The organism is Endozoicomonas sp. 2B-B (genome assembly GCF_053470045.1).
Genome location: NZ_JBLZMU010000001.1, coordinates 5,404,129 through 5,429,913, shown reverse-complemented (window position 1 = coordinate 5,429,913; position 25,785 = coordinate 5,404,129). Strand labels below are relative to the sequence as shown.

The window sequence follows — 25,785 nt, the reverse complement described above, 5'->3', positions numbered from 1 at the left end:
AAGCCTTATGCCCGGAACGGGCTGTATCTCGAAAATGCTGGAGTAGTGTTCTGGGTTATGAACATGGTCAGGTGCAGTTCAGTTGAAGTCACTGGGTGACGGTTGGGTTGAAGTGCCAAAAAATTGGCTGGATAGTGAAGGCTTACTTATTCTCTTTGAGTATTAAATCTCCTGCCAAAGCGATAGTTCATCTAAGCTTTATTGAAGTACATGACGAACTTTTGGAAGAAGGTTTATGGAAGGGAGAACGACGGGAGTCGAAACTCAAACTACATCACCTGTTGATTTGGTGCCACCAGAGCATAAGGCTGATGAATCGGGCCGGTTGGGTCCCAGAAATGTAACCGGAACGCCGGGAAAGAGTCTCATTGGGGGGCGTGGTTCTGAAGTTTCGAGCCCAGCGCCAGAGAGTATACACTCACGTACTGCCAGTGCCCGTAAAGATTTGCCAGCGCTGACGAATTCAAAGCTGAAAGATTCCATGAAAGATGATGAAGCTTCTAAAATATTGGATTCGCTGCAAGCCTCCAGAAAGTCTTCCAGAACCAGCCCTCCCGAACTTTCCGGACTTTATGAATCATCTACAGCATCTGATCCGCACAGTGATGAAAGTGCACAGCTTCACGAAGAACCTGAGCAAACATCTCCGGGTGAGCATGGGGACAGTCCTGCCCCTGACTCGAATGATGAATCCATTTCACCAACAGCGATTTCACCTTCTGCGCGACCCCACGTGTCTGTCAGCTCATCCGATGATCCTGATGTGCAAAGCAGAAAAGAAGCATTCAAGAATCAGCTTCAGCCCAAGCTTGGTTTTTTCGATAAACACAAAAAAGAGTCAACGGTCACCGCAGTGGGTGGTGTTCTGGTGGGCATAGGGGCACTCGCAAGCATTGCTTTTCCCCCAGCAGGACTTTGTATATACGCTTGTGGAATAATGATGTTGAGTATGGGCCTCACCGAGATCGTGGCTGCCCCAGGTGATGTTCCGGTTAACCCGCCTGAACCTAAACCTGATAAGCCTGAGCCAAAACCTGATGAGTCTAAATCCAAGCCGGTTGAAAACAATGTCGATGATGGCAAGTTCATGGCTGTTCGCAAACCCATTCTGGAAGCCCTCACTCAGGGCGATGGCCCGATTCCTGTCAGGGAAGATGGTTCTCTGGATGAAGACGAAGCCAAAAAAAGGCTAAGGAAGTTTGCTCAGCAAAGCGGGATTAATGGAGACCCCGAGGCACTTTTAGAGCAAGTTTCTTCAGGGATGCAAGCAGGCTTGCCTCTCTCAGAAGTGATTTCAGAGGCTATTGCCGATGTATTGAGTAGAGATAAGAATTTTGATCCCCGCGATAATGAATTCAAATCGGTCACAAACGCTATTTTGAGTGCGGCAGAAGCTATGATGAATGCCACATCAGCCACTGAGAGAGAGCAGGCTCTGGCTGATTTTCTGTCGAAAATGAAAGAGATGCTGCCCAGAATGAGCGATGCTTCCCTGGGTCAGCTGATGGTCATGACCCAGGGAGCGCTGGCCAGTCCCGGCACAGAACAAGCCAGAGAAATATTGACTCATGTCCTGAAGTTGCTCGAAGCAGAAAAAGCCGAGCGTTTGTTAAAACAGCAGAGCCTGGCTGCATTTGGGGCTTCTGCAGGGGTCTCTGATGCGGTGCCAGAACCTCCTCTACCTCCTCCACCTCCTCCTGTAGCTCTTAAGTCTGGAAAACCGGCAACACCTCTACATTCCTCTGCCTCTGGAACAGGCGCTTCAGAGGCGTTTGATCCGACTATTTCACAAAATCAAGTCCACCTTCGAGTGCTTTCTTTTGAACTGGACACTTTGAACAGGGCCGATCGTCTTGGTGTCAGTGACAGAAATGACTTTCTGAACGCCGCGAAGGAGGTGCTCGAAAAACCCAGAGGAAAAAGGATCACGGGAGCAGAGTTTCTGGATGAGCTTGAAAGACATATCGAAGACAGGTTTAGTAATGTGATCGACAAAATGAGAGATAAAAATCATTTCAAATAGTTCTTAATTTATGTTGTTGATGAAATTTTCGCATTGAAGTCATGTACTAAATTAATACTAATGTGATTTGCTCAGGGCGGCAGGGAGCCAATTTATGACTGATTCCACACCGGCAGTGGATAATAAGGGGGGAGTAACACTCACTGGCACGCGGGGGTCTGTTCATCTTACTGATGCCAAAAGAGACTCACTCAGAGCTGCGGGTTTCAGTGATGCACAGATTGATGCTTTATTATCACTGGCCGACCCTGATGATCAGGGGAATTCCCTGACACCCACTCACTTTTATACCGTTGATAAGTCGACACTCAACTCTCTTCAGTACTCAGGCAAACTCACGGATGCTGCGAGGCAGCTGGTCTATGTCCAGACACCCGTCTCGCTTCTGAATCAGGTCAGTAATCCGAGCAATTGGCAGGGAGATAATTATATTGGCCCGGGTGCAGCTTCTGTAAATGCCTATTTGAATGGAGAGCCTGTCGATTTTTCCAAGCCCAGTCTGGATGCCTTGGTGATGTCAGTTCTAACGGCCAGGGCGGAAATCATAGAGGTTCAACTCAGAGATCAGATTCAATCGATTCAGGACAAGAACGCCCAGTTGGAAGTAGCAAACGACTGGTTAGCCAAAGCCAAAGCTAAAAAAGCTGACGCCGGTACATCGGGCACAACAACCTTTAGTCAGGAGTACAAGGACTTTTGGGACAGCCTTGGCGCGAAGTACCAGAGTGGTAATGATCACAATTCAGCTGACTGGGAAGTTAATATCGAAGGTTTGAAGACCAAAATTGAAGCTTTGACCAGTCAATCCCAGCTGGAAACAACCAAGCTACAGCAGACTATAAATAAATATAACCAAAGCTTTGAAATGCTTTCTAACTTTGTCAACAAATACTACCAGTCACTCAGTACGATTATTCAGAACCTACGGTGAATCATGGAGGATCCCGCTGTGAATGAAGAAGCCAAGATGAATGAAGGTGAAGAACTTGATGATATGCTTCTCGAGTTCTTTGGTAAAGGCGGAACCTTCAAAGACCTCAAAAATATGAGCGATGATGCCATGGAAGCCATATACAGCGTCGCTTATAACCTCTATCAGGGGGGGAAGTACGACGAGGCGCAAAAGGTCTTTCAGTTTCTCTGTTTCTATGATCACTTCAATCGAAAATACTTTCTGGGTCTCGGTGCCTGCCAGCAAATGATGAAGCAGTATGAAAATGCTATTGAGATCTTCACTTTTGCCACTGTACTGGATGCCGACGACCCCAGGCCCATGCTCTACATCGGAGACTGTCATCTGGCAATGGGTGACAATGAAAAAGCAAAAATGTCATACGAAACAGCCATTGAATGGGCTGGAAATGCGGCTGCTTTTGAGGAAGAAAAACAGAGAGCCGAAAGCATGCTGGAAAACCTGAGCAGTTAAGGGAAGAGGTGAAAGGATGTCTTCAATCGGTCAGGGGCCTGCTGCCCCTACAGAGCAAACCGGAAATATTCATCAGGCTTCTTATGATGCTGTTGATAATGAAGAAAATCCGGTTCAGCGAGGTTTTAGTAACCAGAACAGTTACTCTAGAACGGAAGGTGGAGAAGCCCCTAAAGCACAGATCAATGCTCCCGTTCTGGATGCGCCTTCGGCAAATGCTGAGTCTGAAAAGGCTACCGCAGAAGTGTTGAAACATCAGGAAGGGCAGGCAACAGACAAGTCGGCAAAAGGTCCGAGGACGCCTGGTGAGGTGGTTCAGGAACACAGTAACCTTCCCATCAGAAAGCAGACAAACCATCTTCAGAGTAAGAGCAATGAACTTGAAAGTATGGGATTCAGCAAATCCCAAATCAATGGGGTGCTGGCTGTGGCTGATCCCAAAGATCCTGAAAACGCTCTTGCTCCCATGCACTCTGCCACTGCCAGATTGAAAGATATGGAGGCCCGGGGTGGCGATCCCAAGCTGAATACACTGTTTAATACTTTCGAAGATGTCATGGTTCGTTTCTCTGCCATCAAAGAAATTCCGGATGATTTGAAAGCTGAGCTGAAGAAGGATCTTGATACATTTACCAAAGCAGCTCTCAACGCTGAAAGGCCCCTTGATATAGACTCCGCTACCACGATGCTGGTTCAGATCCAGTCAAAGTTGCAGAACGAGCGACTCCGCTTTGACCAGGAAAGTATCAAGATAGGTCAGGTCGCTGCAGAGCAACGCAGTAGCAATATCATCAGCAAAATTCGTGAATCCATTGCAAAAGTCGAAGAATCGAAAAAATCCCAAATGGTAGGGTCGATTTTCAATTATATCGCACTGGCATTCATGGCAGTTGCCTCCGTCGCTTTGGCTGTTGCGGGAGTTCTTACCGGTGGTGCATTGAGTGTTGTTGCCGCTGGTCTGATGGTTGCAGCGACAGGTCTTATGATCACCATGACGGTTTCATCAGAAACCAGCAACTTTATGATGAAAATTTTTGACGGCCTTGCCAGTGACGAAGACGCTGAGCAAGATACCAAAATTGGTGCCACGGTCTTTTGGTCTGTCATTATGATCGCACTTTCTGCTGGTGCAGCTTTCGCAGGTGGCGTTGCCGGTGCAGGTGGAGCCGCTGCCAGTACAGCTTCATCGAGTACCGCAGCAGGGTCTTCAACCGCTGCAACGGTGACGGCGACAGGCGCTAACACGGCTGCAACCACATCAGCTGCTGTTGCAAAAAATATTGCGATCGTGACCAAGTTAGGGCAGATAGCCCAGTGGATAGGGGGCGCCGGTCAGATTGCTTCGGGTGGTGCTGATATCGGAACTTCTGTTTATAAATACCAGGCAGACGAATTCAGGGCAGAGGCGCTTGAAGAAAAAGCCGAAATGGTCAGGATCCAGAAGGCCATAGATGATGCTATGGAAGGTTTGGAAAAGGCTATCCAGGAACTCCAGAATGGCTACTCCACAGCCGCCAGCATCATTAAAGCGAATCATGAAACCAAGACAACACTTGCGCGCAACCTGCGTGCCTGAGTCTCAAGGAGGTAGATTATGTCACAGGTAGGACAGACAGGCGCGTCACAGAATACGCCAGTGGACTATAGTTCCCAGACATCAGGGTCAGGTGGCGCAGCGCCGCTGGATGAAGTCGGACGGGGAGATCTTGACGGCGAAAACCTTCGATATTCCCGTGAAAGCAAAAGTACCGAAGTTTTGAAAGGTCAACAGAAGAGGGCACCAGAGCTTGATAAACCCGGTGATGTTAAGCCCACCCATCTTGAAACAGCCAGTTCTGATGTCAACGATATCAGTAAGCAGACTCAGTCATCTCTAGAAAATACTCAGAAGCTGGCGGAAGGTTTGCGCAGCGGCAACCTCAGCCCGGAACAGCAACAGCAGCTGAAAAAAAACGCTGATCTTTTGAAAGGCAGCGCCGGTCTTTTAAGTAACCTTCATGGTCATAATCTCGGAACTGCTGAGGGTAAGAGAAGTGTTCTCGCCGGAATGGGCTTTAGCCAGAGCCAGCTCGATGCCCTGATGTCACTGGCTGATCCGGATGATGCAGGCAACTCTCTGGCGTCCCTGCATGGCGGTGAATCAGCCTTACAGGGTAAAAAAGACGCTCTGAAGGCCATGGGTTTCAGTGAAAGTCAGGTGGATGCCTTGCTGTCACTGGCTGATCCGGATGATGAAGGCAATTCACTGATGTCAACTCATCAGGCCGGGTCCGGGAAAAATAAATCGGCCCTTGCCTCTCAAGGATTCAGCAATGCTCAGGCAGAACGTTTGACGGCTCTGTTGAACGGCCAGACATTTGGTACTGAACAACAGAAAGAACTACTGAAAAAGATGGGCTTTAGTGATGCAGAAGCCGATGTGTTGCTGGCCACGGCCGATCCTCAATCGTTGAAAACTCAAGGTAAGCTTGCCCGATCAATAGATTCTAATCAGCTTGCTCATTTGCAAGAGATGGCAAAGGCCGCCAACGTACTATCAACAGGCAGCCCGATCGGTGACAGAGTGCTGCAACAGCTGGTGGACATTTTTACTGTGTTTGAACTCCTTCACGAGATGGGGGTTCAGGGTCGAAGAACCGCCAGAGAAACCAGGGCTGCTGAGTATGATGCAGCCAAGCAGGAAGTTTTGCACCAGGCAGGAGAAGTAAGAAATGCCGCCATCTTCTCTCTGGTAGCAGGTGTGGTCAGCGGTACCATGAAAATAGGTGCAGGTAAGATTGCAATGAATGGTGCACAGGGTGGTGGTTCCGCTGCTGAGAAGCAGGTCAGGATGCAGTTGGCTACCCAGAAGGCTCAGATGGCGACGGGTTTTGGTGACATTATTTCTGCGGGCTTTAACTATCGGTCTTCAGAACACCAGGCAAGACAGAAAGAGCATGAAGCCTACCAGAAAACCCACGAAAACTCGGCTCAGAGTTCATCTGAGTGGATGCAGTTGCAACAGGACATGGTGAAGACTGTGCAAAGTAAGATGGATGAAATTATACGAACCTGGTTCGAAACGCTGAAAACCACCACACGAGGCTGAGCAGAGACGTTCCGTTCAGACTCTGAGGGGTTCCGTCCACAGCATGCAGGAGGCATGACATGACTATTCCACTCGACAGGGCCGGTGGTGCATCAGCGCCATCGTTTCTGGAGAGTAACCAGAACGTTGCAGGCAATCAGGGAGCCAAAGGCAAGGTTGCCGGACAAACGGTTCAGGTTCGGTCTGATGCCACTTCTGCGCTGCTTGACAGTGCAGAAGAGCTTTCCATGGTCGCTGACCGCTTCAAGCAAACCAAACTCAAAGACAGAAAACTCTCCAATGGTTCAGAACTCTCTGACAAGCTGCTTGAGCGCATCAAGAAAATACAGGCTATTCAGGAAACCCAGGCGTTCAAAGATCTGGTTAATAATTTCAGTAATCAAAACAATCTCAACCCCAATCAGGTTCTGAAACAGGCCCAGGAATTTTCGGACGACGTGCTTGAGCAATTTGCGGCACTGGATTTTGCCGCAGAATATTTTGAAGAGCAGGGAGACCAGGAAAAAGCCAATCAAATTCGTACGGCTCAGCAAAGCATCAGGGAAAAGAACCCGACACTGATTCAGGCTGGCCTCAATATCTCTGAGTCAGCAGCCGAGATGATCGAAGAGATGGGCTTTGATGTTGATGTTCGTACGGTCCGTGAAAGCTATGCCAACCTCATTGACTCAGCGAAGATGGATCATGTGCGTGATGACGGTTCACTCAAGACAACTTATCGCTATCTGGTAGAAACCTACGGAGCAGATAATCTGGAAGGAGCCATTCAGGGACAACTTGATCTCCTTGCGACGGATTTGAACTGCACCACTCACTCCACTTCACCGGTCAGATTGAAAGTCATTATTGATGATATGAAAGGGCTGAAGATTCAGTCGGGTGTTCATGATGCCTGTTGCGAAGCTGAAGAGAGGCTGGAAAGAACATTCCCTGAAGAAAAAGTCCTTCGACTTGTGCTCATGGAGGAGATGCTCGATCTCGTCGATCAACAGTGGGTGACAGAGTCTGATTTTGAAAAATTGCCGTTAAAAATGAATCTGGAAAAACTGGAAGCTCATATTTTTGCGTTGACTTCTATCGTTGATATCGTCAGGTCCATTCCCGAAGAAGTGTTTACCAATGATGAGACCAAACTGAATATGCTGTCTGCGGCAACAGACAGTCTGGATAACAAAATTGAAGAGGAAGAGTCAGAAGCCATTGAAGAGGCTCTGGATGCCGGGCTGGATGATAGTTTTCTGGGTGAGGTAACCGCCTCTCTGAATTTTGAAGAGGAAGAGTCAGAAGCCATTGAAGAGGCTCTGGATGCCGGGCTGGATGATAGTTTTCTGGGTGAGGTAACCGCCTCTCTGAATTTGCCATCAAGTGAGAAAGTTGAAACGCCTTTTTTTGCTGCTGGGAAGGAACAAAAATCTTAGTAGCCACCACTAAAGACTCTACAGCTGATAAAAGGCAGGGGGTCCTGTGAAAGCTTTTTAGCACGAGGAAAGCAAGTTATGGATTGGCGCGATGAGGTGGTTTCGGATATCGGCCGGGGAATGGGTATTGAGGGGCTCAGTTTCGGTGTATCCGGAGTGATCAGCATGGAATTTGAATCAGAAAGGACCCTGTATCTGGAGACACAAGAGGAGGGCGTTCTTGTCTACATGGTTCAGGGATTGTCCCGATTCGATGCCTCCAAAAGTCTGGTTTACGCGCTAAAAAAGTGTCATTACACCCAGTCACTTGTGCTGCCATTGCAGGCAGGACTGAAAGGAGAAGAGGAACTGGTCTGGTTGATTTATCTCAATAATGAACAGTTCTCTCGCCCAACCGTCGAAAGTGCTATCGAAGCAATAATAAGGCAATCTGAGCAGCTTGCTGCTTAGGGCTCCGTAGGGTGGCAGGCTCGGCCTGCTGAAAACTGTGACCAACTCAAGAGGTCTGTTATATGGCCGAAAATATTATCAACTCAAAAGGCCTGACAGAGAAAGCACTTGAATCTGCCGAAACCTTTGCCGTTCCGGAGAAAGTGGATGCAGGTGCGGCAGATAAATTTGGCAACTTGCTGTCAGGTGATGCCGATGGACAGCAGGCAATACAAGCTGCATCAGCTGTTGGTCAGCCAGAAGGGGGAGCCCTGACTCTGGGAGATAAGATTCTCAGAGGTATGCAGGGGTTAAGAGAGCATGTTGAAGCAGGTAAAGAGAATGTCGTCTCCAACCTGCAGCCTGGTGAAACCATGACCATGCAGGACATGTTTAAAACCCAGATGGCCATGACCAACCTGATGGTCACCGAGGACTACATAGGGAAGATTGTCAGTAAGAGTACCCAGACGTTTGATACTCTGCTGCGCAATCAGTAATTCCTGACGGAGTCCTGAAGCAGGTGCACAGCTGTCTGGTTATTTTGGATCCAGAAATACAGCCGGAGTCACCCGTTCATGAGCAATGGAACTGTGCACCGTACTCTGAAATACCTGGGAGTCATCTGTCTCAGCTTTCTGCTGGCCGGGTGTAAGGTTGAGCTCTACTCTGGTCTTTCTGAAAAGGAAGGCAATGATATGCTGGCTATCCTGCTGGATGGGAGCATACCTGCAGAGAAGCTCATTAATAAAGAAAAGATGGTGACCCTGATGGTGCCATCTGATGAAGTTTCACGATCCATCAAGTTGCTGCGTGGTTATGGATATCCCAAGGAGAAGTACTCTTCCATTGGTGATATTTTTCCGAAAGATGGTCTGATCTCTTCACCCACTGAAGAGAGAGCTCGTTATACCTATTCCATGTCACAGGAGCTTTCATCAACATTATCCATGATTGATGGTGTCATCACCGCTCGTGTCCATGTGGTGTTGCCTCAGGAGCAGGATTCTCTGAGTGACGTCAATTACCCTTCATCGGCCTCTGTGTTTATCAAGTACACACCAGAGCTGGAGCTGGCGGGTTTCATTCCAAAGGTCAAAACACTGGTGTCTAACAGTATTGAAGGACTGTCCCTGGATAAAATCACGGTTTCTCTGTTTCCTGCTACCCGTATTAATCAGGGGAGCAGTGCTGCACCCAAAATGGAATCGGTATTTTTCGTTAAGGTAAATCCTTCTTCTGCCGGGGCTTTGAGAGGGGTTATCTATGGGCTCCTGTTTCTTTTGATCATGACCCTTGCCGGTTGTGGAGCACTGTATTGGATGATGTTTATGAAGAAAGGCAAGAAAAAAGTCAGGAAGACTGAATGAACACAGAGCAACCAAACCTTCAGATGGACCCTGAATTAGAACTGTTTCAGTCCATTGCTGAATTTAACCTGTACCTGGTGCGCTTTATCCATCACAGCTGGTTGCAAACCATCAAGTTATCACCATTGGTCAAACAGCTCAGAAAGGCCGGTAATGCAGATTTTCATCTGTCTCATTTTTTATTAAAAGAGTTTGATCTTAGCAACGACTTTGATTACGACTTTGATGAAAAGCACAAAAGAGTAGCGCTGGCTGACGAAGAAGCCATTACAAAACTGGCTTTTTATTTGGGTATTATTCTCAACGAAAGTGTTATTCGAAATACTCTTCGTAAGCGGGAAAGGCTGTTGCTAAAGAAAACGTTGGGTGAGGATGGGTTTCGTTTCGCTGTTAAAAAGGCGCAGTTTTTCAGTCGCATCGGAACTGATCGGGGGCCAAGCTTTTTGATTGACTGGGATCATCTCGATAGTTTTAAACGATATCTTACGCAATCCGGTTTTCAAGTGCTTGGAAGGGCTTTCTCAGACAGTTCTCCTGCCTTTATTAAAAGGCTGGAATTAAAACTGCCTGTTTCATTTCGCGATACTATCTGCAGTCCAGACCGGAGTTCAGAGAAGTTGGACCTGGATATCAATCAGTGCAAGACACTGGTCGTTAAAGCTCATAAAGAGGTGAATAGAGAATGGCGTCACCTGTTCGTTTGACTTCAGGACAGTTGACGATTGACCCGTCAGCGAAAGTCTTGAAATCAGAAGATTATGCAGACTATCTTGAGTCTGAAAAAATCGTCAGCAAAGCTCGGGAGCATGCCAGAGAAATACTGGAGCAGTCTCGTCAGGCCTATGAGAAGGAAAAGCAGAGAGGTTTTGAAGAGGGTTTAGCAGAAGGTAAGGTGGATCAGGCTGAGCAGATGCTTAAAGTTGTCAGTCGAACCATAAACTATCTCTCAGAAGTGGAGAAAGCCCTGGCTGATATTTTAATGTCGGGGATTAAAAAAATAATTGGTGAATATGATCAGGAAGAACTTGCCGTAAGTCTGGTTAAAAATGCACTACAGCACGTCAGAAATGAGAAGCAAGTCACCATACGTATCCCTCCCAGTCAATTCAAGATGGTTAAAACAAGACTCAATGAAATACTGGGGGAATACAAAGGTGTAGGCTTTATAGATCTTGTTTCGGATGAGCGTCTGTCTACCGGTGACTGTATCATGGAGAGTGATATCGGGGTTGTTGATGCCAGTGTGGATCTGCAAATCAAGGCGCTACAAAAACGCTTTGAAAGAATTAACTCTGAAGCTGTCACCAGTATTACCAACGATCATTCCATGTTTGATGAGCCACAATGACTGTGGTTTATATCTAAAGGTATAAACTTCCCTGATCGTTTTTTCTCAGTCTCTGAGTCATATTCAGAGACTGGCTTGCCTGTATTTTTTGATGTGAATAATAATGGTTCAGACATTCTACTATCCCCCGTCAGTGAGAGTCAGGATGTTATAAATACTCATATCTATGAGATTTGAACTGATTGTTTAAGATGTTCCTGGTGAGTATATTCAACTTATTAACTTGTTAATGGGTTTGGTTGGCCACTGTCATTGCATCAGCCATAAAGAGCATTGAACAGAGCTATACTGGTTTTCAGTGTGAGCATTGAAAATCCAACCATCGGGCAGTAAGTACCTTGCCAGTTGGTTTCGCATATTCTGGCGAGTGGATTTGTTCATCCTTCAAGGCGCAACGACGGGCGCGTAGCCATAGCTGCGCAACCAGAGTTGGAACGCAGAAGGATGGAAAAAGCCGCCGTCCAGAATATGCGAAACCAACTGGTTAGGTACTTATCCAGACATTACCCAAAAGGTTTCCTTTCTGACGATTTCACTCACTCCTGTCCGGCTTTGATGAAGGCTGCTGCCTGACTGAAAGGCCGGACCTTCAGAAGAGGTTGGCATAAAATGCAGGTCATTAAGACCGATGTTGCAATTGTAGGTGCTGGCGCTACTGGCCTTCGTGCAGCTATAGCGGTTGCAGAAAAAGACCCAAACCTGAATATCGCACTGCTTTCAAAAGTCTACCCGATGCGCAGTCACACTGTGGCAGCAGAAGGGGGCTCAGCTGGCGTTATTCAGGATCATGACTCTTTCGAGAATCACTTCAAGGATACCGTTTCGGGTGGTGACTGGCTCTGTGATCAGGATGCTGTGGATTACTTTGTTCAGACTGCCACAGAAGAAATGATTCGGCTGGAACACTGGGGATGTCCCTGGAGCCGGAAGCCGGATGGTAATGTTAATGTACGTCCATTTGGCGGTATGAAGATTGAGAGAACCTGGTTTGCTGCTGATAAATCCGGTTTCCACATGTTGCACACGCTTTACCAGACATCTGTCAAATATTCTGCTATTGAACGCTTTGACGAGTACTTCGCTACCGACCTCATTGTTGAGGAGGGCCGTGTCCAGGGTGTGGTGGCTATTGAAGTTAAAACCGGTGAGCCGAAGGTTTTCCTGGCTAAAACCGTGATTCTGGCAACCGGTGGTTCTGGCCGTGTATTCCGCTTCAACACTAATGGTGCCATTGTGACTGGTGATGGTCATGGCATGGCTATGAGAGCGGGTGCGCCTCTGAGAGATATGGAGTTTGTTCAATATCATCCAACCGGTCTGCCCGGCTCAGGTATTCTAATGACGGAAGGTTGTCGTGGTGAAGGCGGTATTCTCCTCAATAAGCATGGCTATCGCTATTTGCAGGATTACGGCCTGGGTCCGGAGACACCGGTGGGTCAGCCAAAGAACAAACACATGGAACTGGGCCCACGTGACAAGCTCTCTCAGGCTTTCTGGAATGAGCAGCGCAAGGGCAATACCATTGAAACCCCTCTGGGTGATGCCGTACTGCTGGATCTTCGTCATCTGGGTGAAAAGACGCTGATGGAGCGCCTGCCGCTGATCTGCTCACTGGCTAAAAACTATGTAGGTGTTGATCCTGTTCATCAGCCTGTCCCGGTTCGTCCTGCGGTTCATTACACCATGGGGGGGATCCGTACTGATATCAACTGTGCCGCCGATATCCCCGGCCTCTTCGCTGCAGGTGAGTGCGCCAGCGTGGGTATGCATGGTGCCAACCGTCTGGGCTCAAATTCTCTGGCAGAAACGGTGGTATTCGGTGCCCTGGCGGGTGATAAAGCAGTCGAGTTTGCTCAACAGGCTGTAATGTCCGATGAGAAAAAACTAATGGATCAGGCGAAAATGCACCTGGTCAGCATCGAAAACCTGCGCAATGCAAAGGGTACTGAAAAAGCCTCTCACATTCGTCATGAGATGGCGAAAACTATGGAGCGATGTTTTGGTATCTATCGAATCGGCGAAGAGATGCAGGAAGGGGTCGACAAGATTGCAGAGCTTCGTGAGCGCTTTCGTAACGTTCGGGTTGAAGACCGCAGCAAGGCTTTCAACACTGAGCTCTTGCAGGCTTTTGAGTTGCAAAGCTCTCTCGCTGTCGCTGAAACTATGGCTGTAGGCGCCCTGAATCGCAAGGAGTCTCGTGGTGCTCACCAGCGGATTGATGGCTTCGAACACCGTGACGACGAGAAGTTCCTGAAACACACTCTGGCCCACTACAACGGTGACTCAGCTCCCCGTTTGGACTACCAGAACGTCAATATTACTCGTTATCAGCCAGAAGAGCGTGTTTACGGTGCAGCGGCTGAGAAGGGCGCTGTGGTTGAAAAGAGTGCTGCGGCGTCTGATACAAAGTGACGGGAGAGCTGAAAATGAGTCACAAGACAATCAACATCGAGATTCTGAGGTACAACCCGGAAAGCGATGAGAAGCCCGGTTATGGCAAGTTTGAGGTGCCTTTCCTCGAAGAGTGGTCCATGTTGGATGCCCTTGAATACATTAAGGACGAACTGGACTCTTCCCTGGCCTATCGCTGGTCTTGCCGTATGGCTGTCTGTGGTAGCTGCGGCATGGTCATTAATGGAACACCAAAACTGGGTTGTGAGACCTTCCTGAGGGATTACAAGGGCACTATCAGGGTAGAACCTCTGGCTAACTTCCCGATTGAGCGTGATCTGGTGGTGGATGCAGAAGACTTTATCAAAAAGCTGGAGTCCGTTAAGCCCTACATCATCAACGCAATGGAAAAACCGGTTGCAGAAGGTGTGAACAGACAGACACCCAAAGAGTTGAGCCTTTACAAGCAGTTCTCCAGCTGCATTAATTGCATGCTTTGCTACTCAGCCTGCCCGCAAATGGGAATTAATCCGCTGTTTACGGGGCCAGCCGTTATTGCACTGGGACACCGTTATAATCTGGATACGCGGGATCATGGTTATGATGAGCGTACCGAAGTCATTCAGGGCAAGAATGGCGTTTGGTCCTGTACCTTCGTGGGCTATTGCTCAGAGGTCTGCCCGAAGAATGTCGATCCGGCTGCTGCTATCAACCAGAACAAGTTACAGGGTGCCCAGGACTGGGCTTTGTCTTTCCTGATGCCACGTAAAGGAGGCAAGTGATGAGTCGTCGTCCTTATGTGCGTCCTATGAAGCGCACCTGGTATAAGGATTATCCTTTTTACCGCACCTACATGGTCAGGGAAGCAACCTGTCTGTTCGATGCGCTATACAGTATCAACCTGTTCTTCGGTATCCTTCAGCTAACCCGGGGAAAAGATGCCTGGGAGGCCTGGCTGTCCTTTCAGGCTAATCCTCTGATGATTTTGTTCACTGTTGTGACACTGGGGATGACTCTGTTTCATGCAGTCACCTTTTTTGATATGACACCACGGGTATTACCTCAGCAGATTCGCAAGATGGTGGCTGATAATGTGGTCAATAAACTGATGTATGCCGGTCTGGCAGCTGTTTCTGTCATTATTTTTGCAGCTCTAGTGCGGTTTTGAGGGAGAGAGTCATGAGTCAGAAAAGACATATTGAGCCGTTGCTGTGGAGCCTGTTTGGCGCTGGTGGCACGACAATCGCCTTCTTCTTCCCGGCTGTGATTCTGGTGATCCTGGCGGTGTCTCTGGGCGTGATTCCTGCAGAAGCATTGTCTTATGAGAGAATGTCAGATTTCTTCCTGAATAACCTGATTGGACAGCTGGTTCTTCTGGTCGCCCTGGTGCCTTCCTACTGGGCCTGTATCCATCGGATTTATCACGGACTGCATGATTTGGGTTTTCATCCGGGGGCAGGGCTGAAAGCACTGCTTTATGGAGCCACTCTGGTTTTGAGTGTGGTGACTGTGATGTTGGTACTGGTCTGAATTAAAGAGATTTCAGATCAAGAAAAGCCGTCAGACAGTGTTTGACGGCTTTTCTTCTTTCTAAGCCCGGCTACAAAGCGGACATTTCGATGCGAATCTGACGAAGTTGCTGCTCCAGGGTCTTCTGCTGATCAGGCGATAGCTCTCCTTCCTGCAACTTCACTCCCAGTTTGTTGACTATCTGACTTAATGAAGAGAGGCATTCCTTTTCCGTACGCTTAACCATCTCCTGGAGAAGATCCTGCCCAAGCCCGCTGTTACCGAGGTACTCATCGGCCTTGATTGTGGCGATGATTCTGACCGGACTTTCTGAAGTGCCCAGCCGAGTCATATACTCACCGATTTGTTCAAATTGCTCTGTCAGTGAAACGTCTGAAACCACCAGTTTACTGACAATATCTTTAGCAGTGAGCTGGCCAGCGAAGCCGACTAACAGTTTCATGGCTCCGTCTGACTGATTTTTAGGTAAGGTTGAGATCAGTTTATTCAGTTGGTCCAGGTCCTTGATGAAACGGTCCATAGACACCTGAGCACCGACTAAATCACCCTCTTTAAAAAACTCCAACATCATGCCCAGTTCTGCAGGCGCCAATTTGCCCTCCGAGGGCGTTGTTTTGATACCTCTGGAGAGAATCGACTTGTTTCCTGGTCCTGACTCTGGCTTCTCTGATGAGAGATATTTCTTCGCTTGGGCGGGATCAGCAGACGCATTGCCTTCATCGACAAGGGGGTTTTTGGGGTCAAATTGTGTCTGGGGGAGCGGTTGTCCTGAGCCATCAATTTTCGACATAGTACCATTCCGTGGTTTTTAGCAAGAAAGGACGCCTGAAAGCGAAAGCATTCTTGCTGATATCGCTGCCTGATTTGCAGGCAGAGCAGTATTGTGAGTATCTTCTGAAAGAATAGCTCTTTTTAGCGTGGAAATGCAGTATTCATTCAAGAATGAACTCCCGACTTTCCTCAATGGCAGATGAAAAGGCAGACTCTTCCATGATTGACACGTTACCCAAAGCAGAGCTTCATCTGCATATTGAAGGTACTCTGGAACCCGAACTGATGTTTTCTCTGGCTGAAAGAAATAAAATCAGCCTCCCCTACCAAAATATCGACGACGTCCGGGATGCCTACCAGTTTTCCAATCTGCAATCCTTTCTGGATATTTACTATGCCGGCGCCCGGGTTCTTCAGACCGGGCAGGATTTCTATGATTTGACCTGGGCGTATCTTAAGCGCTGTCAAAAGGACAATGTGGTCCATACCGAGATTTTCTTTGACCCACAGACCCACACCGATAGAGGTATTCCATTTGGCACTGTGTTTGAGGGCATTGATGCCGCACTTCAGGATGGCAGGAAACAGCTGGGTATCAGCAGCCACATCATTATGTGTTTTCTCCGACACTTGGGTGCCGGGGCAGCGCTGAACACGTTTGAAATGTCGAAACCCTGGCATCAGAGAATGATTGCTGTCGGTCTCGACTCTACTGAGTTGGGGAACCCTCCGGAGATGTTTGCCGAGGTCTTTGACAAAGCCAGACACGCTGGGTTGAAGGCCGTTGCTCATGCAGGAGAAGAAGGTCCGGCAGAGTATATTTGGGGGGCTTTGAAGGCACTGAAAGTATTGCGGGTTGATCATGGTGTTCGATGCCTGGATGACGAAAGTCTGGTTCAATATCTGGTTGAGAACAAAATTCCTTTGACAGTGTGTCCCCTTTCGAACGTCAAGTTGTGTGTATTTGACAGACTGTCAGACCATAATCTTAAGCAGATGCTGGACAAAGGACTCTGTGTCACTGTCAATTCTGATGATCCCTCCTATTTTGGTGGTTATATCAACGACAATTTCTATGCTACGCAGCAAGCGTTAGGGTTGGACGATCAGGCTGTTTATCAATTGATTCGAAACAGCTTCAGTGCCAGTTTTCTTGAGCGTTCAGAAAGGTCTGAGTATATGGCTCGTCTGGACAGTCTTTATGAGGAGCTAAGTGATGACTAAAACGGTAGTGGTGACCGGAGCAAACCGGGGTCTCGGTCTGGAGTATTGCAAGCAGTTTTTGGAAAAAGGCGACAAAGTCTATGCCTGTTGTCGGGCACCGGAGTCGGCGGAAGATCTGCTGAAGTTGAAGCAGCAATACTGTGAAAAGCTGGAAACGGTGCCGCTGGATGTCACCCACCCTGCACAGAGAACGAATCTGAAGAACACGTTGCAGGGAGAGCAGATCGATGTACTGATCAATAATGCGGGTATCTACGGTCAGCGGGTAAAATTTGGCGAAGTTGAGTCTGAAGAATGGCACAAGGTCATGGAGGTCAACACCATTGCACCTGTTTTGCTGGTGCAGGAGCTGGTTGAATTGATGCCTCAGGGTTCAAAGATTGTATTGATGACCAGCAAAATGGGCAGTATCGCTGATAACACAAGCGGTGGAAGCTATATTTATCGTTCCACAAAAGCGGCATTAAATGCTGTTGGCAAGAGTATGGCGCACGATCTGTCGGATAAGGGTATCAGTGTTGCTATCTGTCACCCGGGTTGGGTTTTGACTGATATGGGTGGACCCAATGCTCTGATTGATACCCGAATCTCCATAAAAGGACTGATTGCAGTGATTGAGCGGCTTGGGCTGGAGAACAGTGGTCAGTTTTTTAACTATGATGGTGCCCTGATCCCCTGGTAATCATAAGGTTAGACACTGCTTTTACAGGCAGTGTCTATGAGTTTAATAAGTCCGTGTACTCCAGTTTCCTTTGTTCAGAACAGGCCCCATATCCCAGCCGTTGGGTGCGCCCTTCTGGTCCTCCAGTGTGACTACAATCTTCGCTTTGGAAAGCTTTTCTGCCCACCCCCTGGGTATCGTCATCTCTTTAGTGCCTGATTCAGGCAGCATTCCCAGAGAAATGGGCTCAACACCATCCATCATCAACCATAGTTCACAGGCTTTCCCTTCGGGGACGGAATCAGGCTGAACGGTCTCCATGACCAGCTTTTTACTGCCCAGAGATGCGTTGAGAATCCACCCGGGGCTTTTTTCCTGATTATTGACGACATAAACGTACTCCATACCTGTCGGGTTGACCGATTGGAAGTTCGCCAGAGCCATCAAAAGAGCCAGGGCAACAGAGGCAAAAGCGGTACCTTGCCAGAACTTCAGGCTGCTCCAGAATGATTCTTTGTTGCTGGTGGCTTTCTGAATATTTTTCCAGATATATTTTGGCGGCTTCACAGGAAGTAAAGCCTCGTTCAGAACATCCAGATGCTCTCGCCATTCATCAACTTCACGCTGAGCATCGTGGCTCACGGCCATCAATACTTCAAATTGAGCTTTTTCATCGGGCGTCAGCAAACCGAGCACATAGTCTGCTGCAGCCTGATTTCTTTCATCAGGATTGCTCAGGTCTAAGCGGTCATGCATTCCTTCAACCTCATCAGTCCACGTCGAATCCATGTTTTCACGGTGCCAATAGGAACCTCCAGCTGGTTAGAAAGATTCTGATGAGTCATTCCATCAAAATAACTTAGTTCCAGACAGCGTCTCTGGTTATCATTCAGAGTTTTCAGACAGCGGTGAACCTCTTGACTGTTCTGCCTGTCCGTCACCATTTGTTCCTGGCTGGAACTCTGGTCGACCTGCAAGTCAAGGGTTTCCGTTTCCATCTGGGGCTCTCGTTTCAGCTTTCGCAAATGGTCCAGTGCCTGATTTCTGGCAATGGTGTTCATCCAGGTCATAGGAGCAGCCTTGCTGCTGTTATAGCTGGATGATGCCTGCCAGATTTTGATATAAACCTGCTGAAGGCAGTCTTCAGCAAGCTCCCTGTCTTTCAATATACGCAGGATCACGGCAAAGAGTTTCGCCGAAGTCTGCTGGTAAAGATTTTTTAAGGCTTTTTGTTCCCCCCGGGCACACCTGGCCAAGTCTTTAGCAAGGCTCTGTGGAGAGGGTGTTGATAGTGGGGTGGAGGTCAGACTCATTCCGCACGTTCTGTTTATGGGTTAAGAGGCGTTACTCTACCGGATAAATCGCTCCCATCAAACCTCCATAAAAGACTCGTATCCTGTCTGACTGTCTTAAAACAGACAAAGAGTGCATGCAACAGTGGTTCTGTAGCCTTGATCCGGGTCATCGGAATGCTTCCGGTAACATTGGCTGCTGAGATTATCCGGCAGGATCTTTCCGGTTTGAGTACAGCTCCCGTCAGACAACTGTAGTCGTGGTCTTTACAGCTTTCTGATAGCTTCAGAAACACCGCTGTAACACTCTTTGATAGCAGAAAGTAATGATTCGAACTTCTCATTTTCAGCGCGTTTGCCGACTTCTTCGAGCTCATTGGTCAGCTGTATCAGCTGGCTGGCTCCCACAATCATAGAAGAGCCTTTGATTCGGTGTGCCAGGCTGGCGATCTCTTGATGCATCTTTTTTTCAACCGCTTGATCCAGAGACCTGAGATCTTCTTCTGTGGTGTTCAGGAATTCATCCAGAAGCGTCTGCATGAGAGGAGCATCTTCCTCGGTGAGCTGTCGCAGATTCCCAAGGTCGATCAATGGATACCTCCTTTTTATCTTGATCAGTTCTGGAGAGCATTCAGAATATGTGTCGTCGATAGATGCTAAAACTTCAGGAATTTGTTCATCACGGCATGCAGAGCCTTATCGAAAAACTGAGTGTCTTCAATAATACAGATGCGCTCATTTTCTATGCCGGACTTGAGTGCATAGCCGGACATTTCGGCAACTTTCATCCCAGAGCTGTTAACAAAGGTATAGCGATGGGTGACTGCATTGATAGAGGAGAGTTTGCAACGGAAATGCTGATCCTTCTTGCCTATGAATTCAACCCATTGGCCTACAATTAGTTGCACTCCGGTATGTTCATCAAGAGTATTCTTTTCGCTGACTTCGTCATCTTCTGAAACATTATCATCGACTTCAGGGGTAAGAGCACCTAATTCAAGGTCAGAATCATCTAACCTCTGACTCTGGAGTACGATCTCTTCGGTATCAGGTTCTGGATGCACTTCTTCTGCTGTTGAATCTTCGGGGGATACAGTAATGACTTCTTCTCTGGGGAATTCACTGGGTATTGATATCAGTGCGTCCAAATCATTCATCCACTCAACTACGATAAAGGGGTCATGACTGGTTTTGTTGAGGTAGTCGAGTAACATAGTTTTCAACAGAAGCCAGTCCTGAGTTGAGACTGAGTCACGGTGATCAGTTTGTAGATTCCATAACAAAATATCCAGTGTATTGATGGCATCGAACCATGAAACGTCTGTTGATTCTGAGTGACTAAGGACACTCTCCAGAATATCAGACCAAACGACATTAACCAGCTTTTCCATGGACTCTGGTACTGTATATTGGTGTGTAGAAATAAGATTGGAGATGATGAGCTGGAACTCGCTGGTTACCTCGCCTGCTTCAGCTTCAGGAGCAATAGCCTCGGTAACGACAACCTCTTCATGTACGACAGATTCAGTCTGATTGGGCTCTGTCGTGGTTTGATTCTGTTCTATAGACCCCCTGATTTTAAGTAATTTTTCGTTAAAGGTTTTATGACAACTGGAAAATATATCAGGGTTTTCTGTGAAGTTTTTGATAATGTACTTGATGGTGCCTTCAATCAACTCGATGACTGGCTTCTCGGTTTCTGGCTCCAGTGTCGTACGCATGCCAGCCGAAGTCATGTCATTGAGCAATTCTCTTGCCGCATGGTGGCGATCGGTTAAAAAATTTTCTTCCAGCAAAGTCAGTTTTAAAACGGGAATCTGAAGTAAGCCAATTAGTTTTTTAACTTCATCCGGTAACTCATGATCGTCCAGAATAAACTCGAACAGCATGCCGACCACGTTGATAAGGTCACGGTGCCTTGGTGATAGTTTTTGTTTTAAGCCTTTGTCTTTCAAAGCGCTTTTTATAGACTCTGCCAGGCTGAAGATAGAGGCATTTTGACTTGAGAGCTCTTCTTGTATAGATGTCAGGGTGCTGGCTAGCTCGACGCTGGCAAACAGACTGGCATCGCAACTCACCGTAGCATCAGGAGCCTTTGACGGAGCATTCAGGAGTCCTTCTACTCTGGAAAGCAGCCTGTTTGCCAGCTCATTTATGAATGCTTCATTCCAGATGTGGGATGAGTCTTCCGTTTTTTGACTCGTATCAGGTGCAGGCGCTTCTTGCTTATTTTGGGGAACAGCATCTCTGCTGTTCCCCGCTGATAATACTTGAATGTGTTTCGATTTTGAAAAGGGTTCATCTTCAGGTATTTCTGCAATTTTTGTAGCCGGTTTACTGATTTCAAGGCCGATAGAGTCAAGGTAATCGTCTACTTCATGCCAGAGCTCCATCACTGCAGGCTTTATCTTGACAGCAAATTGTAAAAGCAGCTCCTGGGTCAGTTCCGGTTCCAGCTGAGCGGGAAATAGTGCCTGCGCAAAACTCTCACAGATCTTCTGAGCGCCCAGTGGATTATTCTCCGGCTCATAATGGATTAATCCGGACAGCCTGTTTTGAATATTGTTGAAGTATTGAAGATGGTCATTCATGCTGAGCTGTCTGGCGGCAGACTGCCACGCCAGTTTTTTCTCAAGATCGCCATTGTCAATTAATGACAACTCACCCTGGGATATGGAGGTGTTTGTATTGTCCTCTTCTTCAAAATCATGAAAATGTTTTAATACTTCCATCCGGAAGTATTCTATGATTTCACTTTCTGATCTTATCAGGTTCTGCCTGGCTTCCATGAACTGCATAATTTGAACATTGTTTTCGCCAGCCTCAGAAAGCTCCACCAGATGTTGAATCAGGTCAGTAAGAATAGGATCGACAGGGGGGAATATCCTCTTTTGGAAAGCATTAATGAGAACGGTGTTTATTTCACCGACCTGAGAGAGTTTTGCCGAACTCGGTAGCGTTACAACATTGCTCAACGTTCCTGTCATAAATCTTACTACTCCTTGTATGACAATCAGATCTGAGTTTGGCTCTGGTCCTTTTATTGAGTGGCCTGTCTAACTGGCCTGAAACAGACTCAGGTTATGCCTCAAGCCAATGCATGTAGTTATTTGTCCTATTGAAATCTATCAAAAAAAGTAAAAGAGCTAGAGGGTTAGCCCTCTTTTAACTCTTTAGATATTTCCCGAGCTTTCTCCATAGCCTTGTTAAAGCCATTTTTGAAAAGGTTCTCCCTGATCTGCCTTTGAAGCTCTTCCGGGCTGATCATGCCGTCTTCGACTTCACTAGCCTCACCTTCTTTCATCTCTGCCTGCTTCTTGAGATTAGCAAAGCGCTCAGCCTCAGCCGCATCAATTGGCTGTACCGGCTTGGTCGGTTCAACTTGACCACGGTTGGAAGGCTGGATGGGTTCAGCGTCATGGTTTGTGATCATGGTTCTCTCCCTGGGTTGAATATTCTGATGAGCGGTTATGTCTATCCTTGCTTATATCGCCCACAAACATTCTTCATTGTAGCTAAGTGGGCTGAAAGTTTACCTGAGAGCGAAATGGAGGTTGTTCTATGGATCAAGGATTTTTATTTCCAATCTGTGTAAGAACAGGGGGGGCATACCTTAAAGCCTGCCATAGCTTCGCCGACAACTGGATTAGTTATGTTTGGAGAATGTTATGAGTGGCCAACATTTCACATTGACCATCAGTCAGAGCACATCAGACGCAGGCGATTTTGCCATCCATATGAAAGAAGAAGGCAAATCGGAGCAGCTTTTAGTACACCTTCGGTTTATGGACTTGCCCATGCTGGATGAGAAGTACCTTGATGATATCGTTGGCGTTCTGGCTCGAAAACTTGCCAAGCGAGTCATTGAATGGCGTGTAGCTCCCGACCTTAACCCTGACACTATGCCCGATGCGCAGGATGAAGCAAGAGCCGTTGTTAATGCTATGTTGGATAAAATGAAAAAAAGGCAGTAACAGCTCTTATCTTCTCTTCAGTCACACAGTATTTTGCCGATTGAATACCTGATGAATTGATCATGTCAGGCAATGGATATGCGCTTTGATCTGGGTAACGGATATTGTGTTAGAAGCTTTCTGTATGGTGATGCACCATCACTTTCTCGTCATGGCAACAACTGGAATGTGGCCAAAAATCTCAGGGACAGTTTTCCTCACCCCTATACGATAGAGCATGCCAGAGCATGGATTCAGCATGTTAAGGAAAATGAAGCTGATACCCGTTTTGTGATTGACCATCAAGGGGAGGCCATTGGTGAGATCGGCTTTGTAACCCAACTGGATGTTCATCGCTTCACGGCTGAAATTGGCTATTGGCTATCCGAGTCTCACTGGGGAAAAGGGGTAATGACTCAAGCTCTCAGCCGGGTTACCCAGTATGCTATGGACGAACTGGGTCTGGTTCGCATTTATGCCGATGTTGTTGATTACAATAAGGGGTCTGGAAAAGTACTCGAAAAGTGCGGCTTCCAACTCGAAGGTGTCCTCAGAAAACATATTTTCAAAGGTGAAGATTACTTTGATCAATACGTTTATGGTCTGGTTCGCTCTGATCTTCAATAATCCTCCATTTAACAGCCTCTAAAAGAAGATTTGTCTTCATTCCCTGTGTTTCTTTTCTGACCAGACAGCCTTTCTACTAAAGAGAATAGGCTGTCTGAGTTATCAGCATTGATCAAAGTGATATACGACCCAAAGGTTGTACTGTGATCTCTTCAGTAAGCTCCTGGTGGGACAATACGGCCAGATCATAAACTTCCAGTTCCAGAAGTTTCCTGACGTATCTGCGAATATCCATGGATGTGATCAGGACAGGCTTATGTTCAAGGTGTCCAATTTTACCCACTGTGTTTTTTACATTCTCGACAAAGCGAGCAGACTGGGATGGATCAAGGGCCAGGTAACTGCCTGCCGACGTCTGTCGGATGCCACCACGAATGGTATCTTCTACATCTTGATCAAGAAGATATACGGGCAGCATGTTTTTACCATTCGAATACTTGTAACTGATGTATCGTTTCAATGATGAGCGGACGTATTCAGTTAGCTGAACCACTTCTTTTTCTTTATGGCCCCAGACGACCAGTGCCTGGAGTATGGACCTCAGGTTTCTGATCGAGATGTCTTCTGAGACCAGTCGCTGGAATATTTCAGTGATTTTATTGACTGGTAGAAGACGCTGGACTTCCTTTATCAGCTCGCCAAATGAAGATTCCATTTTTTCCAGCAGATATCGGGTTTCCTGAATGCCAATGAACTCTTCTGCGTATTTTTTCAATACATGTGCCAGATGGAATGTCAGGATTTTAGGGGCATCCATGTAATTAACATTATTTTTTTCCAACTTCTCTTTCTGGCTTTCTTCTGCCCACAGCGTATCGAGGCTGGGTAGGAAATCTTCTTCCTGCTCATAAGGTATTTTCAGCATTTCCAGATGGTCGATGGTTTCGCGCACGAAGACATAACCCGGTCTGAAATGGCCGTTTGCCACAGGAACTTCCTGAAGCATGATGGAATAGGTGTTGTCCATCATCGAGTCATTAAAGCGAAGATGGATACCAGGGAAGGGAACCCCGAGATCCATGTATAGAGCTTTTCGAACTTTCAGAAGCTCATCGTTAAGCATCTGGGTGTTCAATGTTTCCTGAATGGAAGTCGGTACATCAATAATCAGTGGCAGGGTTTGTGTAAACTCTTCCTGTTGATCCAGTCTGGACTTGGCATCTCCGGCTGTTTCAGTCGCAGCGGCCATGGCTGGAATTCCGCCTTCGGCTTCCTGAGCCATCTCGCGGGAGGCCTTCCTCAACAGGTAATAGCCACCACCACCAATTATCAGAGCCAGCATTAGAAATATGAATGTGGGAAAACCGGGAATCAGGGCAAAGCCAAGAAGCAGAACGCCCCCAACCAGAAGCGCTTTGGGTTTATCGAGCAGCTGTCCACCAATTTCATTACCCAGATCTTTGGAGTCTTCGTTGGAGACCCTGGTGACGATAATACCGGAGGTGATGGAGATCAGCAGAGCTGGTATCTGTGAAATCAGACCATCGCCCACAGTCAGTATGGCATAAAGCTGCAATGCCTCACCTGCCGTCATATCGTTCATCATGGTACCAATGGCAACACCGGCTGTGATGTTCACAAAGATAATGATCAGGCCCGCGATGGCATCACCTTTAACGAACTTCATGGCACCATCCATGGAGCCATACATCTGACTTTCTTTCTGCACCAGTTCCCGACGTTTTTGTGCTTCTTCCATCTCGATGGAGCCGGCACGAAGGTCGGCGTCGATACTCATCTGTTTACCGGGCATACCGTCCAGTGAGAAACGGGCACTGACTTCTGCAACCCTCTCAGAGCCCTTGGTGATGACAAGGAACTGCACAATCGTGATGATCAGGAAGATTACAATACCGACAATCAAATTGCCGCCGACCACAAAATTACCGAAGGTATAGACGATTTCACCGGCATCAGCCTGGAGAAGTATCAGTCGGGTAGTGGTGATGGATAACGCCAGCCTGAACAGGGTCGTTACCAGAAGTACTGCTGGAAACGAAGAGAATTCCAACGGAGATAACAGATAGATAGACGTCATCATCAGGATGAAAGAGAGCCCCATGTTAAGGGCAATAAGAAAGTCCACCAGAACGGTGGGCATGGGCAAAATGATGAGACTGACGATGGCTACCAGCATGACTGCCAGCATCAGGTCATTTCTTTGGCCCAGTTTATTAAGCCCTGCGACGACAGGATTCATGCTTTATGACCAGTCTGTTTGCAGGAGAGAGCAG

Annotated in this window: 26 protein-coding genes; 19 read left to right on the top strand and 7 right to left on the bottom strand. The window is 47.5% G+C overall.

Going from position 1 to position 25,785, the window contains the following annotated elements; genetic code table 11:
• Positions 1 to 235: 235 nt before the first annotated feature.
• The 15 genes from ACOMHB_RS20265 (at position 236) to frdD (ending at position 15,023) form a co-directional block, all read left to right on the top strand.
• Complete coding sequence (locus ACOMHB_RS20265) at positions 236 to 2,023, top strand: hypothetical protein (protein ID WP_448217982.1); 1,788 nt, start codon at positions 236 to 238, stop codon at positions 2,021 to 2,023.
• Positions 2,024 to 2,117: 94 nt separating this feature from the next.
• Complete coding sequence (locus ACOMHB_RS20260; RefSeq protein WP_448217981.1) at positions 2,118 to 2,954, top strand: hypothetical protein; 837 nt, start codon at positions 2,118 to 2,120, stop codon at positions 2,952 to 2,954.
• A gap of 3 nt (positions 2,955 to 2,957) precedes the next feature.
• On the top strand, positions 2,958 to 3,449 hold the full coding sequence (locus ACOMHB_RS20255) for a SycD/LcrH family type III secretion system chaperone (RefSeq protein WP_448217980.1): 492 nt from the start codon (positions 2,958 to 2,960) through the stop codon (positions 3,447 to 3,449).
• A 16-nt stretch (positions 3,450 to 3,465) separates the two neighbouring features.
• Entirely contained in the window at positions 3,466 to 5,025 is a 1,560-nt protein-coding gene (gene sctE / locus ACOMHB_RS20250) for a type III secretion system translocon subunit SseC family protein (protein ID WP_448217979.1), read from the top strand.
• 18 nt (positions 5,026 to 5,043) lie between these two features.
• Positions 5,044 to 6,537: a hypothetical protein gene (locus ACOMHB_RS20245; RefSeq protein WP_448217978.1), complete on the top strand. Its 1,494-nt coding sequence runs from the start codon at positions 5,044 to 5,046 to the stop codon at positions 6,535 to 6,537.
• A gap of 59 nt (positions 6,538 to 6,596) precedes the next feature.
• A complete protein-coding gene (locus ACOMHB_RS20240; protein WP_448217977.1) occupies positions 6,597 to 7,955 on the top strand; it encodes a TyeA family type III secretion system gatekeeper subunit in 1,359 nt (452 codons plus the stop codon).
• A gap of 78 nt (positions 7,956 to 8,033) precedes the next feature.
• The gene (locus tag ACOMHB_RS20235) at positions 8,034 to 8,405 is read left to right on the top strand and encodes a type III secretion system chaperone family protein (protein ID WP_448217976.1); all 372 of its coding nucleotides are present in this window, start codon (positions 8,034 to 8,036) and stop codon (positions 8,403 to 8,405) included.
• A gap of 62 nt (positions 8,406 to 8,467) precedes the next feature.
• Positions 8,468 to 8,884, top strand: coding sequence for an EscF/YscF/HrpA family type III secretion system needle major subunit (locus ACOMHB_RS20230; protein WP_422134877.1), 417 nt, complete (start codon positions 8,468 to 8,470; stop codon positions 8,882 to 8,884).
• A gap of 78 nt (positions 8,885 to 8,962) precedes the next feature.
• The gene (gene sctJ / locus ACOMHB_RS20225) at positions 8,963 to 9,754 is read left to right on the top strand and encodes a type III secretion system inner membrane ring lipoprotein SctJ (RefSeq protein WP_448217975.1); all 792 of its coding nucleotides are present in this window, start codon (positions 8,963 to 8,965) and stop codon (positions 9,752 to 9,754) included.
• Entirely contained in the window at positions 9,751 to 10,458 is a 708-nt protein-coding gene (locus tag ACOMHB_RS20220) for a SctK family type III secretion system sorting platform protein (RefSeq protein WP_448217974.1), read from the top strand. The genes sctJ and ACOMHB_RS20220 overlap by 4 nt, the downstream gene beginning before the upstream one ends.
• A complete protein-coding gene (locus ACOMHB_RS20215) occupies positions 10,437 to 11,102 on the top strand; it encodes an HrpE/YscL family type III secretion apparatus protein (RefSeq protein WP_448217973.1) in 666 nt (221 codons plus the stop codon). Before ACOMHB_RS20220 ends, ACOMHB_RS20215 begins: the two co-directional genes overlap by 22 nt.
• A 609-nt stretch (positions 11,103 to 11,711) precedes the next feature.
• Positions 11,712 to 13,514 carry a fumarate reductase (quinol) flavoprotein subunit gene (gene frdA, locus ACOMHB_RS20210; RefSeq protein ID WP_448217972.1) on the top strand — a complete coding sequence of 601 codons (1,803 nt, stop codon included), beginning with the start codon at positions 11,712 to 11,714 and terminating at the stop codon, positions 13,512 to 13,514.
• 14 nt (positions 13,515 to 13,528) lie between these two features.
• Positions 13,529 to 14,275 carry a succinate dehydrogenase/fumarate reductase iron-sulfur subunit gene (locus tag ACOMHB_RS20205; RefSeq protein ID WP_448217971.1) on the top strand — a complete coding sequence of 249 codons (747 nt, stop codon included), beginning with the start codon at positions 13,529 to 13,531 and terminating at the stop codon, positions 14,273 to 14,275.
• Positions 14,275 to 14,661, top strand: coding sequence for a fumarate reductase subunit C (locus tag ACOMHB_RS20200; protein WP_448217970.1), 387 nt, complete (start codon positions 14,275 to 14,277; stop codon positions 14,659 to 14,661). Before ACOMHB_RS20205 ends, ACOMHB_RS20200 begins: the two co-directional genes overlap by 1 nt.
• Before the next feature lie 11 nt (positions 14,662 to 14,672).
• The gene (gene frdD / locus ACOMHB_RS20195; protein ID WP_448217969.1) at positions 14,673 to 15,023 is read left to right on the top strand and encodes a fumarate reductase subunit FrdD; all 351 of its coding nucleotides are present in this window, start codon (positions 14,673 to 14,675) and stop codon (positions 15,021 to 15,023) included.
• A gap of 70 nt (positions 15,024 to 15,093) precedes the next feature.
• Here frdD and ACOMHB_RS20190 read toward each other — a convergent pair whose 3' ends face one another.
• Positions 15,094 to 15,813, bottom strand: coding sequence for a hypothetical protein (locus ACOMHB_RS20190; protein ID WP_448217968.1), 720 nt, complete (start codon positions 15,811 to 15,813; stop codon positions 15,094 to 15,096).
• 173 nt (positions 15,814 to 15,986) lie between these two features.
• Here ACOMHB_RS20190 and ACOMHB_RS20185 point away from each other — a divergent pair, with 173 nt between their 5' ends.
• Positions 15,987 to 17,018 (top strand): adenosine deaminase, encoded by a 1,032-nt coding sequence (locus ACOMHB_RS20185; protein ID WP_448217967.1) that lies wholly within the window; start codon positions 15,987 to 15,989, stop codon positions 17,016 to 17,018.
• Entirely contained in the window at positions 17,011 to 17,700 is a 690-nt protein-coding gene (locus ACOMHB_RS20180) for an SDR family oxidoreductase (protein WP_448217966.1), read from the top strand. The genes ACOMHB_RS20185 and ACOMHB_RS20180 overlap by 8 nt, the downstream gene beginning before the upstream one ends.
• 42 nt (positions 17,701 to 17,742) lie before the next feature.
• On the opposite strand, the gene ACOMHB_RS20175 is transcribed toward ACOMHB_RS20180, so the two are convergent.
• The 5 genes from ACOMHB_RS20175 to ACOMHB_RS20155 all read right to left on the bottom strand — a co-directional run bounded on the left by ACOMHB_RS20175 (position 17,743) and on the right by ACOMHB_RS20155 (position 22,404).
• Positions 17,743 to 18,435 carry an anti-sigma factor gene (locus ACOMHB_RS20175; RefSeq protein ID WP_422134867.1) on the bottom strand — a complete coding sequence of 231 codons (693 nt, stop codon included), beginning with the start codon at positions 18,433 to 18,435 and terminating at the stop codon, positions 17,743 to 17,745.
• Positions 18,420 to 18,992, bottom strand: a complete 573-nt coding sequence (locus tag ACOMHB_RS20170) for a sigma-70 family RNA polymerase sigma factor (RefSeq protein WP_422134866.1) — start codon at positions 18,990 to 18,992, stop codon at positions 18,420 to 18,422. Before ACOMHB_RS20170 ends, ACOMHB_RS20175 begins: the two co-directional genes overlap by 16 nt.
• A 246-nt stretch (positions 18,993 to 19,238) precedes the next feature.
• Positions 19,239 to 19,562 (bottom strand): Hpt domain-containing protein, encoded by a 324-nt coding sequence (locus ACOMHB_RS20165; RefSeq protein WP_422134865.1) that lies wholly within the window; start codon positions 19,560 to 19,562, stop codon positions 19,239 to 19,241.
• Between the two features lie 65 nt (positions 19,563 to 19,627).
• Positions 19,628 to 21,958: a DUF1631 family protein gene (locus ACOMHB_RS20160; RefSeq protein ID WP_448217965.1), complete on the bottom strand. Its 2,331-nt coding sequence runs from the start codon at positions 21,956 to 21,958 to the stop codon at positions 19,628 to 19,630.
• A gap of 167 nt (positions 21,959 to 22,125) precedes the next feature.
• Positions 22,126 to 22,404: a hypothetical protein gene (locus tag ACOMHB_RS20155; protein WP_422134863.1), complete on the bottom strand. Its 279-nt coding sequence runs from the start codon at positions 22,402 to 22,404 to the stop codon at positions 22,126 to 22,128.
• Between the two features lie 235 nt (positions 22,405 to 22,639).
• Between ACOMHB_RS20155 and ACOMHB_RS20150 the strand changes: the two genes are divergently transcribed.
• On the top strand, positions 22,640 to 22,945 hold the full coding sequence (locus ACOMHB_RS20150; RefSeq protein WP_448217964.1) for a hypothetical protein: 306 nt from the start codon (positions 22,640 to 22,642) through the stop codon (positions 22,943 to 22,945).
• Between the two features lie 78 nt (positions 22,946 to 23,023).
• Positions 23,024 to 23,551 (top strand): GNAT family N-acetyltransferase, encoded by a 528-nt coding sequence (locus tag ACOMHB_RS20145; protein WP_448217963.1) that lies wholly within the window; start codon positions 23,024 to 23,026, stop codon positions 23,549 to 23,551.
• A gap of 112 nt (positions 23,552 to 23,663) precedes the next feature.
• Here ACOMHB_RS20145 and sctV read toward each other — a convergent pair whose 3' ends face one another.
• On the bottom strand, positions 23,664 to 25,751 hold the full coding sequence (gene sctV / locus ACOMHB_RS20140; protein WP_422134861.1) for a type III secretion system export apparatus subunit SctV: 2,088 nt from the start codon (positions 25,749 to 25,751) through the stop codon (positions 23,664 to 23,666).
• Positions 25,752 to 25,785 lie beyond the last annotated feature (34 nt).